This window comes from Candidatus Nanopelagicales bacterium, assembly GCA_037045355.1.
Classification (GTDB): Bacteria; Actinomycetota; Actinomycetes; order S36-B12.
This window is the reverse complement of sequence record JBAOHO010000029.1, coordinates 26,178-40,859: the sequence shown is the minus strand read 5'-3', so window position 1 is coordinate 40,859 and position 14,682 is coordinate 26,178. Positions and strand designations below refer to the sequence as shown.

Below are 14,682 nucleotides of genomic sequence, written 5' to 3'. Positions count from 1 at the left end.
TGGCGAACTGAGCGCTGATCAATCCCAGAACAATCGGGTGCGGTACGGGAACAGCGTCTGCTGCGGGTCGGTCAGAGTGGGCACGGTGACGGGGAGTTCACCCACTGGCTCCTGTCCGAACAGGACATTCACGAATGTCACCTGTGAGGAGGTCGCGAGGCTGCCACTGTAGAGCGCCACGACCGCCCGAGCATCCGGTGCGAGGGCTGCATCGTACGGTCCGCCGATCATCCCGAGGATCACAGGTGTTCCGGTGGCGAGCATCTGCGCGATCAGTTGCTGCTGGCCGGCATTGGCCCACGCGTTGTAGCTCATGATCACCACTGCGTCCCGCCCGGGCGCCGCCGCCACGGCATCGGCGACCGCAGAAGAGCTGGGGTTCATCCCAGTGATGATGTGTTGGACCGTAGCCCCACGGGCGGTCAACAGACTGTCGACCGACGGCACCGCAGTGTTTCCGTAGCCCACCACCAGGATGTTCATGCCGGGCCGCAGTGGTGCTGAGGGTGCGCTGCGCGCCAAGAGCGTGACGGATTCGTCCGACACCTCCTGCATGATCGCCAGACGGGACGAGGACCCGACGCGCGATGCGACCTCGGCAGCACCGGCCGACCACGGATCCTGCAGGATCTGGTTGTTGTACTTCATCTGCAGGATCCTGCGAACCGATTTGTCCAGTCGCTTCTGGCTGATCCGGCCGGACTCGACGGCGTCTGTGATGGCCTCGATCGCCTGGGGGAGATTCGTCGACATGAGCAGCATGTCGTTGCCGGCCAGGAAGGCTTTGAGTGCCAGCTGCGCCGGGGTCCACGCGACGAGGGCCTTGGCGTCGAGAGTGTCGGTGATGACCATGCCGTCGAAGTCCAACTGGCGGCGCAGAATGTCGGTCACTATCGGCTTCGACAGACTCGCGGGAACCTCGCTGGGGTCGAGCGCGGGGGCGACAAGGTGCCCCAGCATGATGGAGTCGGTGCCCGCAGCAATCGCGGTCTCGAATGGCGGGAAGTCGATCGTCTGGAACTGCTTGCGAGTCTGGTTGGAGACTGCGGTGCCTTCGTCTGTGTTCACCTCGGCACTGCCCAGCCCCGGGAAGTGTTTCGCACTGGTGGCCACGGAGAACGCCCGTTGGCCGACGACTGCCTTCTGCACGAACTTCGACACCTGTTTCGTGCGGTCACCGAACGACCGGACCCCATCGGCCGCATTCTTGGGGTTGGTGTTGACGTCGACGACCGGCGCATAACTGAGTCGGACCCCCATGGCCTGCAACTCGCTGCCCATCACACGAGCGACGAGCCTCGCGTTGGCCGGATCGAAGGTAGCTCCGACGGCCATGTTGCCGGGAGAGACGGACGCGGGCTTACCGATCCGGGTGACCACGCCGCCCTCCTGATCAGTGCTGATCAGCAGCGGGATGCGAGGCCCGGTCGACGTGGCCGTCTGCTGAAGTTCGTCGGACAAGGCTGCGACCTGCAGGGGGTTGGCGATGTTCCCGCTGAAGTAGATGACTCCACCGAGGTTGTACCGCGACACCACATCGGCGGCCGATGGCACGCCGTACTTGGCCATGTTCGTGGCAGCTGACTGATCGTCGGGGTTGTCGGCATCCTGACCGGCGAACTCCTGGACGAACAACTGCCCGACCTTCTCGTCCAACGACATGCGGGCCATGATCCGTGCGACTCGGCGGGCCCCGGGGGTAGTGGGTCGCTCGGGGCGAGCGTTGGCTCCGTCTGACGCAGGATTCGGAGGGTCTGCGGCCCCTGTCGCGGGCGGCAGTACGGCAGTGACGATCGCCCCCGCGATCAGCAGGACGAAGGCACCGCGTCGGGTTGACTGCACTCGACCACTCGCCGGAAACACCATGACCACCCCTTGGGATCAGGGGCGACCCGCGGCTGCGAAACCAGTCGACTGGCCCTGAACGTCGAGAGCCACCCGGTACTCACCACGCTACTCGGGTGTGTTGAACCGACTGACCGATGTCTGCCCGTTATCGGCAACAGGTGACTTTGGTCCCAAGCACATGCGTGAAGCGGTCAGGTGACCTTTGAGTCGTCCGTCTTCATGAACGCGACCAGGAACGTGATCAGCAGCCCCACGATGTTGAAGAGGAAACCAACGATGGTCCACAACACCGTGCTCATGTTGTTACGGCTGGCGATGAAGTAGCTCAACGCGGCACAGATAATGGCCCCGATCAGGCCACCCATCCAGATCTCCATGCGGACTCTCCTCTCCGTGAGTTCCACCGTAGGGACGTTCGATGGCAAAGGCGAGTCTTGGACCATCACAGTCCGGCATAGCCATGACAACAGATGCCGGGAGTGGAAACATCGACGACGTGGACTCACCTGTACCCGGTTGGTATCCGAATCCCGACGGATCGAACGACTTGCGCTATTGGGATGGTGTCGGCTGGACTCAGCAGACCCGTCCCGCACCTGAGCAGGCTCCGCCCATGACGGCTCCTGCGGACAACACTTGGACCCCTGCCTGGTCACCGACTCCGGACCAGACAACCGCCGAGTTCTCCGGCGTTCCCCAAGCACCTCCGATGCCGCCGACCGAGATTCCCCAGCCGGAGACGGCCGAGGCGACGCCCGTGGTCGAATCAGTGTCGGCGGGTGAATCCGCAGCCACCTCTGATGGGTCGCTCTCTGATGGGTCGCTCTCTGATGGGTCGCTCTCTGATGGGTCGCTCTCTGATGGGTCGGATGTGAACGACTCATCCGCGTCCGAGGAGTCCGCGCTGCCGAGTGAGGCCGCAGAAACCGAAACCCCGGGCACGGCGCACGAAACCACCGTCCTCGAACCACCGGCCGAGACTCACGAGACCGTCCGATTCCCCGAACCCCCACCCCCGGCCGAGGCCGCCCGCACGGACACGATGATGTTCCCCGACGCAACCGCGCCTCCGCCTGCCGACGCGCCGTCGGGGTTCACCGCGCCGACGCAGCCGCCTCCCGTTGCACCTCCTCCGCCAGTTGCGCCACCTCCGCCAGTTGCCCCACCTCCACCCGTGGTTCTACCGCCGGTCGCTCCCCCTGCCGGGGGCGATGGTTCCCCGATGCCGTATGGCCAGGTTCCAGCACCACCGAACTACTCCGCGCCACCTGGTTACGGCGAGGTCAGTCCACCGACTGGCTTTGGCGCACCCGCCGCTGCCCCGCCGTACGGGACTTACCCGCCGGCAACTACCGCGCCCGCGAACTCAGGCGCCGGAGTTGCTGCCCTGGTGCTGGGAATCATCAGCGTCATCGTGAGCCTCATCCCGGTCTGCGGGTGGTTCCTGGCTCCTGTGGGCGCCTTGGCTTCCGGAGTACTGGGTGTCGTCGGCATCGTGCAGGCCAACAAGACGGATCCGCCCGGACCCAAGGGCATGGCGATCGCCGGACTGGTCTTGGCCGTCTTGGCGATCGTGATCTCGATCGGTTGGTTCGTCATCATCGCCAGCACCGATCCGTCGACGTTCAACAACTTCTGACGAAGCGGCCAACAAGTCCCTGACGAAGCGGCCAACAAGTCCCTGACGAAGCGGCCAGCGCCCGCCCCTCCCAGAAGAGCTCGCGGGCTGATGACTCAGTTCACGTGTTGAGACCTCGCAGTACCCTGTCGAGGTCGAACCGCACGGGCGATTCCAGTTGGGCGTAGGTGCACGACGCTGGGTCGCGGTCGGGCCGGAACCTCACCAGCTTCGCGACGTGCCGGAACCGAGTGCCTTCCATGTGGTCGTAGCCGACCTCAGCGACCAGGTCGGGACGTAACAGGTGGAACGACAAGTCCTTGCCCCCTGACCACCGGGATTGCATCCCGGGTTGCCGGGCACCCGCCTCATGCCACCGCCACGGGTGATCCTCATCGTCGCGGAGCGCGAGAGCGGCCAACTCGGTGGCCAACTCAACTCGGCGGGTGGCCGAGAAGCTGGCGGCGACCCCGACATGGTGCAGCACCCCGTCGTCGTCGAACAGCCCCAAAAGCAGCGAACCCACGGACTCTGACCCGTCGGGCCCGGGGGACTTGTGGGGTCGCCATCCCGCCACCACCACGTCGGCGGTCCGCGCGTGTTTGACCTTCAACAGAACTCGCTTCCCCGGTTGGTAGGCGAGGTCCCCGGGTTTGACGATGACCCCATCGAGTCCAGCGCCCTCGAACTGCTCGAACCACTTCTCCGCCTGGGACCGATCACGGGTCATCGGGGTGACATGGAACGGCGCCGAGATGTGCAGCGATCTCCAAGGCTGCCCGCCGTTGCGACTGACTCTGGGCCATGAAGGAGTCACTCCCCACCGCAAGAACGTCGAAGGCGACATAGGACGCCGGGTGATCGGCGGCCAGTTCGGTGATCTTCCAGCCGCCCGCCTCACTGCGCGGCCTGATCCGCTGACCCAGAAGTTCGAACCAGAGCCGCCCTTGACGTGCGATCACCAGTTCGCCGTCGAGCACAACCGCTTCGGGAAGCGAACCGGCGGCGGCTGCCACGATCTCGGGAAAGCAATAAGCGAGATCTTCGCCGTTGCGGGATTGCAGGACGACGCTGTCCCCATCCTTGAATACCAAGCAGCGGAACCCGTCCCACTTCGGCTCGAACAGCAAGTCCCGACCAGCCGGGTCCGGCACGGTGGCACCGGTCGGCTTGGCCAACATCGGTGACACCGGTGGGGTCACCGCAACAGTCACAGTGGCGCCGTGTATCGCAGGAACAGTGTTCCGTCGGACTCGATGATGTGCGCCAAGCGCATGGGTCGCGGGGAATCGTCCAGCGGCAGACCCGCGATGATTCGCGTCACCGGGCTCTCGCTGCTTGTGCCCCCGTAGAGCAGGGGCGTGATGGTCAGACACAACTCGTCGATGAGACGGTGAGCGACGAACTGTCCCAGAATGCTGGGACCGCCCTCGCAGGCAACGCGGTTCAACCCACGCGCGCACAGGTCCGCCACGACGAGGGGTGCTGCCACGTCCTCGTCGCCGGCGACGACCACCTCGGCAACGGTGGCCAAGGACGTCCGGCGTTCGTCCGCCATGGTGGCAGGTACGTAGATCAAGGGTGGCTCGGCCGCCTCCGAGAACAGGGAGCCCGCGATATCGAGGTCACCGGACCGCGTGATGATCGCCAGCCGCGGAGTGGGCGCCTGACCCGCGGCCTGCCGACGGTCGGCCAGTTCCGGTCGAGGTCGGGGGGCTCGGTAACCCTCGCTGCGCACTGTCTCGGCGCCGACCAGGATAACGTCCGAGAGGCCGCGGACAGTAGCGAAGACGAGGCGATCGGCCGCTGAGGAGATGCCGCCGGACAGCCCCTTGGGGGACCGCGCAGCGCCATCGGCAGTTGACACCATGATGGCCCGAAGGAACGGTCGGTCGGTGTCGGGCCAGGTGAAGGCGTCGGCCACCCCGGCTGGGGAGAGGGTTCCGTAGTGTTGGGGGAAGAGCAGTTGCACGGGATGATCCTGCCACGGCTCACACGTAGTTGACGGTCACCGCGCGGTCCAGGAATCGGCCATACCCCGCGAAGGCGGCGTTCAGTGCCTTGCGTGCTGGGACGGACAGCGGCGCGAAGGACTCCACCTCGATGACCTCCGCGCTACGCCGTCTGGTTCTGCGCCAGGTTCCCCTGACTTGACCATCGACCACGATGGTGGCCCGGAACACGCCATTGCCTCCTGGTACGAGACGATTCTGGAACTGGGGGTCAACCATGGCCGAGCGGTCCTTGTATCCCAGGATGAACTCGTCGAATCCCGGAAGCACCAGCGCACCCGAGAACGGTTCGAGCGGCTCGCGTCCCTGCCACTGTGGTTCTCCCGATCCGTCCGTCGTCGCGACAGTGGTGACCGCGTCGTCATTGGCGGTGATGGCCCGGCGGGCAGCCCGGACACCGAGTCCGGTCCATCGCGCGAAATCGGCGGTCGAGACCGGCCCGTGGCTCCGCACGAAACGCAGGGCCAGTTCTCGTAGAGCGTCGTCGGGGTCACGTGTGACTTGGTGGGGAGCCCAGTCGGCAAGGAGCACGATGGTCTGCTCCCGGCCGACGTTCGGGCCCAGACAGGTCACGCCGATCTGGCTGGCGAACCAGATGAAGTGGTAGCCGCGCTGCCCGGACGTGTCGATTCCGGAATCGGTCAGTGTCTGAAGCGCTTCAGACCGGGTCAGGCGGTGACCACCGGCGAGTGCCGCCTGCAAGATCTCGGCTGCTCGGTTGGCCGTCTGTTCGTCAAGGCCCAGGTTCTGCCACCGCCGCTTGACACCGTTCAGCGCGAGACGACCAGTGCTTGCCAACATCCAGCCGGCATCGACGGCGGGGACCAAGTGGAGGGTGCCGCGCATCGGCCATGTCCGCAGGACCCTCCCCTCGGTGATGGCACGATCCACGTCCGATCGTGTGCTGCCCGGCAACCGTGCCCCCAGCGACCACTCGCAACTGCTCAGATCCTGGGCCTGCAGCGCACCGAGCCATTCAGTCACCGCCGTGGCATCGGTATGTGGGTGTGTGCCGAGCAGGAGGTTTCCGAGTCTGACGCGAGCAACCTGCGCGGGGTTGGATCGCCGAGGCTGCGCCGGATTGGATCGCCCAGGCTGCGCCGGATTGGATGTGGTCACGGAGATAGTGTGTCCCGGTGGTGCTCGCGCTCGCCGATCGACGGCCCGAGGTGGCTCCATCCGAGATCATCGCGATGCTGGCGCCACCGCCCAGATTCACGGCGGTACGGTTCGGGACCTATCTGCCGGACCCGGAGCACCCCAGCCAGGCGGCAGCGGTAGCTGCCGGTCGGGCATTCGCCGCGCGACACAGTCAGCCACGCAAGCGCTGGTTTCGCTCACCGCCGCCGGAGCAGCGGCCGGGTCTGTACTTCGACGGTGGGTACGGCGTGGGAAAGACCCATCTGCTGGCTTCCGTCTGGCACGCGACCGAAGGGCGCAAGGTCTTCGGGACGTTTGTGGAGTACACGAACTTGGTCGGGGCGCTCGGCTTCCAGGAGGCCGCCGCGCAACTCGAGACCCAGGACCTGGTGTGCATCGACGAGTTCGAGCTCGATGACCCGGGCGACACCGTGCTGATGTCCACACTGATGGGCCAACTCGCGGACTCGGACACCAGGATCGCGGCGACGTCCAATACGTTGCCAGATCGCTTGGGTGAGGGCCGGTTCGCGGCCGACGACTTCCTGCGCGAGATCCAAGGGCTGTCCGCCAGGTTCGACGTGGTGCGTGTCGATGGTGACGACTACCGGCATCGGGGGTTGCCCACCGCGCCGGCACCCGCCACCGACGCTGAGGTGACGGCCGCGGTGGCCGCAGCGGGCGATCAAGGCCGCACGGCAAGTCTGGATTCGTTCCGTGACCTCATGGCTCACCTACGACTGGTTCATCCGTCTCGTTACGGGCCGCTGGTGAACGGGATCGACCTGGTCGGGATTCTCGGAGTTCGGACCCTGACACATCAGGCGGATGCCTTGCGGTTCGTGGTCCTGGTTGATCGTCTCTACGACCGGGAGGTCCCGGTGGTCGCGTCCGGACTGCCCGTCGATCGGGTCTTCGCCCCGGAGATGCTGGCGGGGGGATACCGCAAGAAGTACTACCGGGCGATCTCGCGGCTCGTTGCCCTCGTGCGAGATGAGCCGACCTGAGACCGACATGAGGGTTGACATCACCCGACGAGGGTGCGATCCGAACCGATGACGTGATGCGGCGCGGTGTCATCCCCCGTGCTGTCGAAGCGGCGATGGACGACCTGGGCCTTCGTCTACTGCGTCATGGGATCCGCCCTGTTGAGGATCTCGTCCAGGCGCAGTCCTCGCGGCAGCGTGCCGAACTGGGTGACATGATCGCCGGCGATGCGGGTGGTGACGAACGCATCACTGACCGACGGCGGAGCGTACTGAAGCAACTGAGCCGCCTGCAGCAGCACGGCGATACGACCAGCGAGCCGCCGCGCCCGGTACTCCAGATCATCCAGTTCGGCGAACTCGTTCAGGAGCCCGGCGACGGCCGCGTCGTAGCGCGAGTCGGCTCCGCCGGCGGCTCCCAACTCGGCCAGCAGGGCATCGACGGTTCCCTCCTCGCGGGAGATGGCGCGCAGCAGGTCCAGCGCGTTGACGTTGCCGGACCCCTCCCACACCGAGTTGACGGGAGCTTCGCGGAACAGCAGGGGCATCCCCGACTCTTCGGCGTACCCGTTACCTCCGAGGCATTCCAACGCCTCCCCGGTGACCATGATGCTGCGTTTCGTGGTCCAGTACTTGGCGGCAGGAAGCGCGATCCGACGAAGCTTGGCCTCGGCTTCATCGCCGTGCTCGGCGGCGTCGACCGCTGCGGCCAGTCGGATCGCGAGGGCTGCGGCCGCCTCGACTTCCAGCGCGAGGTCGGCAGCGACATTGCGCATCAGTGGCTTGTCGAGCAGCACTCCGCCGAATGCCTGCCGGGAACCGATGTGCCACATGGCCTGCGATACCGCGCCGCGCATGAGACCGGTGGCGCCCAGGACACAGTCCAGTCGGGTGGCGGACACCATCTCGACGATCGTCCTGACGCCGCGTCCCTCGTCTCCCAGGCGCAGCGCGACGGTGCCGGCGAACTCGATCTCGCTGGAGGCGTTCGAGCGATTTCCCAGCTTGTCCTTGAGGCGCTGGATCCGGAACACATTGTGTTCGCCGTCCGGCAGAACCCGGGGAACGAGGAAGCACGTGAGGCCACCTTCCGCCTGGCCGAGTACTAAGAAGACATCACTCATCGGCGCCGAACAGAACCACTTGTGTCCGGTCAGGCGGTAGGTGCCATCAGCAACCTGAATGGCCGATGTCGTGTTGGTGCGGACATCGGAACCGCCTTGCTTCTCCGTCATGGCCATCCCGGCGATGAGACCGTCCTTCTCGGCCGGAGCCCGCAGCCCGAAGTCGTAGTCCCGGGCGGTGAGGCCGGTGATCCATTCGGCCGTCTCCGCGTCGGCGCGCCGCAGGACCGGGACGGCCGCGTAGGTCATCGAGATCGGGCACAGGTGGCCAGGCTCCACCTGCGTCCACGTGATGAACCCCGCGGCCCGAGCCACGTGGGCACCGGGTTCGGTGGAGACCCACGGGGCACCGTGCAGGCCCCAGCTCACGGAGAACCGCATCAGGTCGTGCCATGCAGGGTTGAAGTCGACGACATCGACGCGATGTCCGTATCGGTCGTGGCTGCGCAGGCGGGGGAGGTCTCGATTGGCTTCGGCACCGCGCAAGCGCCAGGACTCGGCGCCGGCGCTGCGTCCCAGGTCGGTCAGGCGTGACAGGTGACTCGACGCCCCGTGTCGGCGAACCGCCTCCACGAGGGGTGCATCGGTCGAGAACGCGTCACGGTCCGGGATGGGCGGTGCCTGGTTGAGGACATCGTGGGTGTCGGTGTTCGCCTCTGTGATCACCCAGTCAGAGTAGTGTCCTGGGCGCCGACCACCCGGAGCAGGTCGGTGACGTTAGGGTGGTCCAGCAGGTGAAGGTGGCCCGTCTCATTGACTTCGATGATGGTGCGGGTTCCGGTCAGTGCGCCGTGTCCGCGGGCACTTCGTTGGGGAACGATTCCGTCGCCCAGAAGTAGTGACGCCGGGTGCTGCGGGTGCGATCCCAACGAGGCGACGACCGCGTGGTGACGCACCCGTTCAGGCACACTCAGGCGGACTCCGTCCCCCAGGTCCTTGATCCCGACGCTGCGCTGATCACCGAGGGCGATGATCGGACGTGCCACATCGGACAGCTGGCCGAGCCGCAGCGCTGATCGCGCGAACCGCTCCAGGGGAGCGCCGGAAAACGGCGAGCCCAGCGTGACCAGGTCGGACACGTGCTCACGCCATCCGTGTGAGGGTGACTGCCCCTCGGGCGAGTTCGCCCCATCCTCCTGAGGGGCAGCAGCCAGGGCAGTGGCTGCGACGAGTCCACCCATCGAATGGCCCACGAGGACGACACGCTCGACGGCGACCGGCCACGAACCGACCAGTTCGATCATGGTCCGGTCGAACGCCGCGGCATTGTCGGCGATGCTTCTGCCCGTCGGGTAGTGCGCCACGACAGACGTGAGGCCCAGTGCGGCGAGGGCTTCCGCATAGTCCTGACCCCATTGCTGATCGTGGCCGCCGAGCCCATGAACGAACACCGCGATCGACGGATGGATGGCGACATCGGGAACCACCGACAGTCGCATCTCCCCGGCGAGCTCGACGGGCAGTTGGTCGCCGAATGCGGCGTTGAGTCCCGCGAGGACGGGACGCGCTTTGGGGGAGTCAGCGATGGAACCGGCATCCGTCCCTGTCCGGCGCAGTGCCTGCGCCGAGCATTCGCCGAGGAGTTGAGCGCTCACACCGACGGTTGTGTGGACGATGTCGTGGTGCAGATCCACGATGTCCAGGGTGCGAGTTGCCACCGGGCTCAACGGTCGCAAGCGACGCCGGACCTTGCCTCGCACGGCGGAGCCGACATCGGCGACTGTGCTGTTGATCTGTCCCACTGTCGCACCGGTAACCCGGGCGATCGCGGCTCTCTCGGCGCCGTTCATGAGGTCACCGCGTGCGGGATCAGGCGACGCACGGCGCCGCCGGCCCAACTGGCCAAGTGCCCGGCCAGTTGGACCAGACCACTCGGCGAGGTGAGAGACACCCGGGGCAGTGAGGAGGTCTCGACGATCGGCCACGAACGCGCCAGAGCGAGCTCGCGCAACTCTGGTTCTGGGTTGACCGCCACGGGATTGCCGACGGCTTCGAGCATGGGCAGGTCGCTGACCGAATCCGAGTAGGCGTAACTGGCGGACAGGTCGTAGCCGTGTTGCTCGCTGAGGGTCCGCATGGTCGTGACCTTGCCTTCGCGGTAGCAGAACGGTCCATCGAGCCGGCCGGTGTAGACCCCGTCCTGATCGCGTTCCGACGTGGTGCCCGTGCCGTACTCCAGTCCGGCTTCGCGGGCGAACCGGGAAACGATCTCGGTAGGGCTCGCGGACAGCACGACGCGGTCGTGGCCCTGTTCGCGGTGGTCATCCAAGACCGCATGCATCGTGGGCTGGATGGCGGCGACCAGCTCGGCCATGAAGTGATCACCCAGCGCCTCCACCTGGGAGGCTGGACGACCGGCGACGGCGGCGAGAATGCGATCCCGCACCTGGGCGGACCGCTCATCGGTGGCGCCCTTGACCAAGAACGACACCCCGTTGCGCAGATCCTTCACGAGTTCTCCCGGAGTGACGAAACCTTCTCGGAAGGCCGCTTTGGCCAGTGGGATGTTCGCCGACCCCGGGATCAGTGTGCCGTCCAGGTCGAAGAAGGCCGCCGCGCGGGTCGGGGTTGGAGTAGTGGCTTGAGATTCAGTCATGGTTGCAGTTTCCCCCACAAGTGATGACCCGTAACTGGGATGCAGACGCAGATACTTGCGCAGAACTTATCCTCCGGTGATAAATAGCGTGATAGAGAGGAGTATGCGACAGCACCTGCCATGGTTCACCCTGCCAGCCCACCTCGCCGACATCCTGAGCCCGACCGTTCCACAGACAGTGACGGACACCGTCCACGCCATCTCCCGCGAGGTGCCGGCCTACCAGGGAGCGCTCGACGACGAGATCGGTCCAACGGTTCGTCGGGGAGTCGAGATCGCGCTTGCCCGGATGCTCGCGCTGTTCGGCACAGACGACCCCGCCCTCGATGAGCGGGCCCGGGCCTTCTACCGCGGCATCGGAGCCGGGGAGAACGAGCAGGGCCGCTCCCTCGAAGCGCTCTTGGCCGCCTATCGCACGGGTGCGCGGGTGGCCTGGGAGCGCATGTCGGCGGCCGCCACGGAAGCCCGGGTAGACACGGCCGACCTCGTCGCACTGGCCGAGAGCATCTTCGTCTACATCGATGAACTCTCGGGGGCCAGTGCCCAAGGGCACGCCGATGCGGAGGCAGTGCGGTCGGGCTATCGGCAGGTGCAACGGTCCCAACTGGCAGAGGCGCTCGTCGATGGTCTGGCTGCGACGTCACCGGCGAAGCTGTCCACCCTCGCCGAGAGCTCAGGGTGGGCGCTGCCCACCACCGTGGCCGTCGCGGTGGTCCCGAAGTCCGTGGGCACGACCGGCCCGCCACTTCCGATGGCACCGCCTGATGTCCTCGTTCTCGAGCGAGACGCGGACGCTGTGGCGGTGATTCCCGACCCGGCCGGCCCAGGGCGTCGGGCGAGGCTCAGCGCGGGGGTCGCCGGTCCGGTCTTTGTGGGCACCGTCCGTCCACCGTCGCAGGCGCCGCTGTCGTTCGACCACGCGGTTCGGTTGCGTGAGCTCGCCTCCCGCGGGCTGGTCCCAGATGATCGGATCATCTTGGCCACTGAGTACCTGCCGGAGTTGCTCGTCAGTGCAGACGCAGTCTTGGCGGCGCAGTTGGCGGAACGATCGGTTCGCCCGCTGGCCGCAGTCGCACCCGCCAAGCGTCAGACCCTGCTGGTGACGCTGGCGGCGTGGTTGGACCAGCAGGGAGACCGGGCCGCGGTTGCCCGACAGTTGGTCGTCCATCCCCAGACAGTCAGCTATCGCCTGGGCCGGCTCCGCGAGTTCTACGGCGACTCGCTGGAGTCCTCTGCGGGGCGATTCGCGCTGCGTCTGGGTTTGGCTGCAGAGGGATTCACCCCCGATCGAACGGATCCTGGCTGACGCCCCGGGCGTGAGGTACGCGGAGCGGCCGGACCTGGTCGGCCATGGGATCAGTGGTACCGACGGTCAGTTGGCGACAGCCCGGAAGGCGTAACTGTTGGCTGAGGTGACGTCCGTGTTGCCCTGCCCCGGGATGTTGGTCTCGGTCACATTGAGCGAGCAGGAACCCGACGAGCACGTGCCCTGCCAACCGGCGCTCGCGGCCGTCGTGCTGGCGATGTCCCAGGAGTTGGCCGACTCGTCCCACGTCAGGGTCCACAGCTCCTGCGCCTGCGACGCCTGCTGGTTGAAGTCGCCTGTCGGAACGGTCGGGAAACTTCCCAGTGCCGCGGTGTACAGGTACACGTTGTAGGACGTGCCCGGCTGCAGTGAGTCCACGGTCGCGTTGAGGTTCATGTCCACCGGCGAGGGCGGGTTGGACGAACTTTGGGGACCGTTCCAGGTCGAGTCGTCGCCGGTGCCCGGGTTGGGGCCTTCGTTGTTCAGGTCATTGTCGGAAACCTCGACCTCGAGAGCGACGGGAACGGTTTCGTCGGCACCCAGAACCCCCTGGATCGACACGCCGTAGTTGCCTGCCTGTCCGGGATAGTCGCCAGGATGCTCGGCCCACGACGTGTTGTTGTACAGCGAGTAGACGTAGGGGGCGCACGCGGAGTTGCACGCGGCGTCGTTCGCGCAGGCCGCGCACGCTGTGGGGAAGGTATTGGCCCAGCCGCGGTCACCCATCATGAAGCTGTTCTCGAAGGTGAAGAGGCCGGAGTACTGTGGGTTGTTCGCGCTGTTGCCCGCACCCCAGTTGGTCGGGTCGTAGGCGGGGTTCGGACTGGGGCTGGAGTCCTGGAAGGGCGTCCAGAGTGCGTTGTCCCCGATCGTGATGGTGTCGTTCGCGTAGTAGGTTTCCGAGCCGTCGTTCTCAAAGGGGTTGTCGGAGCCTATGCCCATGACCGGTACGACGTGATCGTACGTGTACTGACCCCACTTCGGATCGTCCGGCGAGTTGGCGAACGGCGCGCTGGCCGTCCCGTCATAGATGACCGGGATGTTGTTGAACACCCCGATGATCACCTTGTTGCCGGCCACGGCCTCCGTTTTGACCCAGGCGAGGAAGTCCTCGGTGGCAGCGACGCCATTGTTGTCCGTCAGTTGATCGTAGGTGTTGAAGCCGTCGACATCGAGGCTCATGGCGTCGGCGGCGTTCTGCCAGCTCTGCCCCGTCGGCGGACCGGAGTTCGATGGCCACGAGGGCAGCAACTGGCTGTTGGGGTTCGTTTGAGGAACTGATGGGTTCGCGAGAGCCCGAACGGTCCACTGGGATGCGTATTGGCCCAGCGTCATCATGGCGGTGACGAAGGAAGTCTCGCCGCAGTAGCCGGAGTTCGCGTTCCATTGCAGCCGCATCGGCATCCCGGAGGTGAACGACACTGAGTATTCCTGCGCTGAGAGGTCATTGTCGTTCGGGCCTTGGCACCCGGCGCCGAGCTCGTCGTTGGGACCGGCAGCGACGGTGTCCGCTCCCGGTCCACAGGTGATGGTGTCTGGGCCGGGACCGCCGACCAGGACGTCACTCCCGGGGCCACCGCTCAAGGTGTCCGCCCCGGAGCCGCCTACAAGCACGTCACTGCCGGTGCTGCCTCGAAGCGTGTCAGAGCCGGGCCCGGCGTTGATGGTGTCGTGACCCTTGCCGCCGTTGAGGGTGTCTTTGCCCCCTCCACCCGACACGCGATCGTTCCCGGACTTGGCGTTGATGGTGTCGTTGCCCGCGCCGCCCTTGTGCGTCTGCGCGCGCGGGGTGCCGGTGATCGCGTCGTTTCCCGGAGTTCCGGCAAGCGCCGGGGCCAGCGAAGCGAACATGGAAAGCGCAACGGCGACAGCACCGACCCGCAGTCGGGACGTGGATGACTTCGGGGCTCGCGCGAACCGCAGGGGAGAACTCATTCGGACGATCCTCCAACGTGTGAACGACGGTCCGGTGGCGCCGCGACCCGGACCACGAGCCTATGGGCCGCGACCGATTCTGAGAAGCCTGACGCGTCCGAACGGATGAACGGGGAC

At 66.2% G+C, this 14,682-nt stretch carries 13 protein-coding genes; 3 read left to right on the top strand and 10 right to left on the bottom strand.

Annotated features, from left to right (window positions below):
* Positions 1–18: 18 nt before the first annotated feature.
* Together V9E98_15330 and V9E98_15325 are read right to left on the bottom strand one after the other, a co-directional pair.
* On the bottom strand, positions 19–1,842 hold the full coding sequence (locus V9E98_15330; protein ID MEI2718334.1) for a glycoside hydrolase family 3 N-terminal domain-containing protein: 1,824 nt from the start codon (positions 1,840–1,842) through the stop codon (positions 19–21).
* 197 nt (positions 1,843–2,039) lie between these two features.
* Positions 2,040–2,225, bottom strand: a complete 186-nt coding sequence (locus V9E98_15325) for a hypothetical protein (GenBank protein MEI2718333.1) — start codon at positions 2,223–2,225, stop codon at positions 2,040–2,042.
* An 845-nt stretch (positions 2,226–3,070) separates the two neighbouring features.
* On the opposite strand from V9E98_15325, the gene V9E98_15320 reads away from it, so the two are divergent.
* On the top strand, positions 3,071–3,487 hold the full coding sequence (locus V9E98_15320) for a hypothetical protein (protein ID MEI2718332.1): 417 nt from the start codon (positions 3,071–3,073) through the stop codon (positions 3,485–3,487).
* A 100-nt stretch (positions 3,488–3,587) separates the two neighbouring features.
* Here V9E98_15320 and V9E98_15315 read toward each other — a convergent pair whose 3' ends face one another.
* From V9E98_15315 to V9E98_15300, 4 genes are read right to left on the bottom strand one after another with little or no spacing between them, the layout of a single operon-like run.
* Positions 3,588–4,196, bottom strand: coding sequence for a hypothetical protein (locus tag V9E98_15315; GenBank protein MEI2718331.1), 609 nt, complete (start codon positions 4,194–4,196; stop codon positions 3,588–3,590).
* The gene (locus tag V9E98_15310) at positions 4,186–4,680 is read right to left on the bottom strand and encodes a hypothetical protein (protein ID MEI2718330.1); all 495 of its coding nucleotides are present in this window, start codon (positions 4,678–4,680) and stop codon (positions 4,186–4,188) included. Before V9E98_15310 ends, V9E98_15315 begins: the two co-directional genes overlap by 11 nt.
* Positions 4,677–5,438 carry a pyrimidine reductase family protein gene (locus V9E98_15305; protein ID MEI2718329.1) on the bottom strand — a complete coding sequence of 254 codons (762 nt, stop codon included), beginning with the start codon at positions 5,436–5,438 and terminating at the stop codon, positions 4,677–4,679. Before V9E98_15305 ends, V9E98_15310 begins: the two co-directional genes overlap by 4 nt.
* Positions 5,439–5,457: 19 nt before the next feature.
* Positions 5,458–6,597, bottom strand: a complete 1,140-nt coding sequence (locus V9E98_15300; protein MEI2718328.1) for a winged helix DNA-binding domain-containing protein — start codon at positions 6,595–6,597, stop codon at positions 5,458–5,460.
* Positions 6,598–6,614: 17 nt separating this feature from the next.
* Here V9E98_15300 and zapE point away from each other — a divergent pair, with 17 nt between their 5' ends.
* A complete protein-coding gene (zapE, locus tag V9E98_15295) occupies positions 6,615–7,625 on the top strand; it encodes a cell division protein ZapE (GenBank protein MEI2718327.1) in 1,011 nt (336 codons plus the stop codon).
* A 116-nt stretch (positions 7,626–7,741) separates the two neighbouring features.
* Here zapE and V9E98_15290 read toward each other — a convergent pair whose 3' ends face one another.
* Genes V9E98_15290 through V9E98_15280 form a run of 3 tightly spaced genes read right to left on the bottom strand, consistent with a single transcriptional unit; the run spans position 7,742 to position 11,324 of the window.
* The gene (locus V9E98_15290; protein ID MEI2718326.1) at positions 7,742–9,394 is read right to left on the bottom strand and encodes an acyl-CoA dehydrogenase family protein; all 1,653 of its coding nucleotides are present in this window, start codon (positions 9,392–9,394) and stop codon (positions 7,742–7,744) included.
* On the bottom strand, positions 9,391–10,518 hold the full coding sequence (locus V9E98_15285; protein MEI2718325.1) for an alpha/beta hydrolase: 1,128 nt from the start codon (positions 10,516–10,518) through the stop codon (positions 9,391–9,393). Before V9E98_15285 ends, V9E98_15290 begins: the two co-directional genes overlap by 4 nt.
* A complete protein-coding gene (locus V9E98_15280) occupies positions 10,515–11,324 on the bottom strand; it encodes an HAD-IB family hydrolase (protein ID MEI2718324.1) in 810 nt (269 codons plus the stop codon). Before V9E98_15280 ends, V9E98_15285 begins: the two co-directional genes overlap by 4 nt.
* 103 nt (positions 11,325–11,427) lie before the next feature.
* Here V9E98_15280 and V9E98_15275 point away from each other — a divergent pair, with 103 nt between their 5' ends.
* On the top strand, positions 11,428–12,630 hold the full coding sequence (locus V9E98_15275) for a helix-turn-helix domain-containing protein (GenBank protein ID MEI2718323.1): 1,203 nt from the start codon (positions 11,428–11,430) through the stop codon (positions 12,628–12,630).
* Between the two features lie 66 nt (positions 12,631–12,696).
* Here V9E98_15275 and V9E98_15270 read toward each other — a convergent pair whose 3' ends face one another.
* The gene (locus V9E98_15270) at positions 12,697–14,565 is read right to left on the bottom strand and encodes a calcium-binding protein (GenBank protein ID MEI2718322.1); all 1,869 of its coding nucleotides are present in this window, start codon (positions 14,563–14,565) and stop codon (positions 12,697–12,699) included.
* Between the last annotated feature and the right edge of the window lie 117 nt (positions 14,566–14,682).

Bases quoted from the DNA above. Each gene is read 5' to 3' on its own strand.
- V9E98_15270 (MEI2718322.1), bottom strand. From the start codon at position 14,565: ATGAGTTCTCCCCTGCGGTTCGCGCGAGCCCCGAAGTCATCCACGTCC.
- V9E98_15325 (MEI2718333.1), bottom strand. From the start codon at position 2,225: ATGGAGATCTGGATGGGTGGCCTGATCGGGGCCATTATCTGTGCCGCG.
- V9E98_15275 (MEI2718323.1), top strand. From the start codon at position 11,428: ATGCGACAGCACCTGCCATGGTTCACCCTGCCAGCCCACCTCGCCGAC.
- V9E98_15320 (MEI2718332.1), top strand. From the start codon at position 3,071: ATGCCGTATGGCCAGGTTCCAGCACCACCGAACTACTCCGCGCCACCT.
- V9E98_15285 (MEI2718325.1), bottom strand. From the start codon at position 10,518: ATGAACGGCGCCGAGAGAGCCGCGATCGCCCGGGTTACCGGTGCGACA.
- V9E98_15280 (MEI2718324.1), bottom strand. From the start codon at position 11,324: ATGACTGAATCTCAAGCCACTACTCCAACCCCGACCCGCGCGGCGGCC.
- V9E98_15315 (MEI2718331.1), bottom strand. From the start codon at position 4,196: ATGACCCGTGATCGGTCCCAGGCGGAGAAGTGGTTCGAGCAGTTCGAG.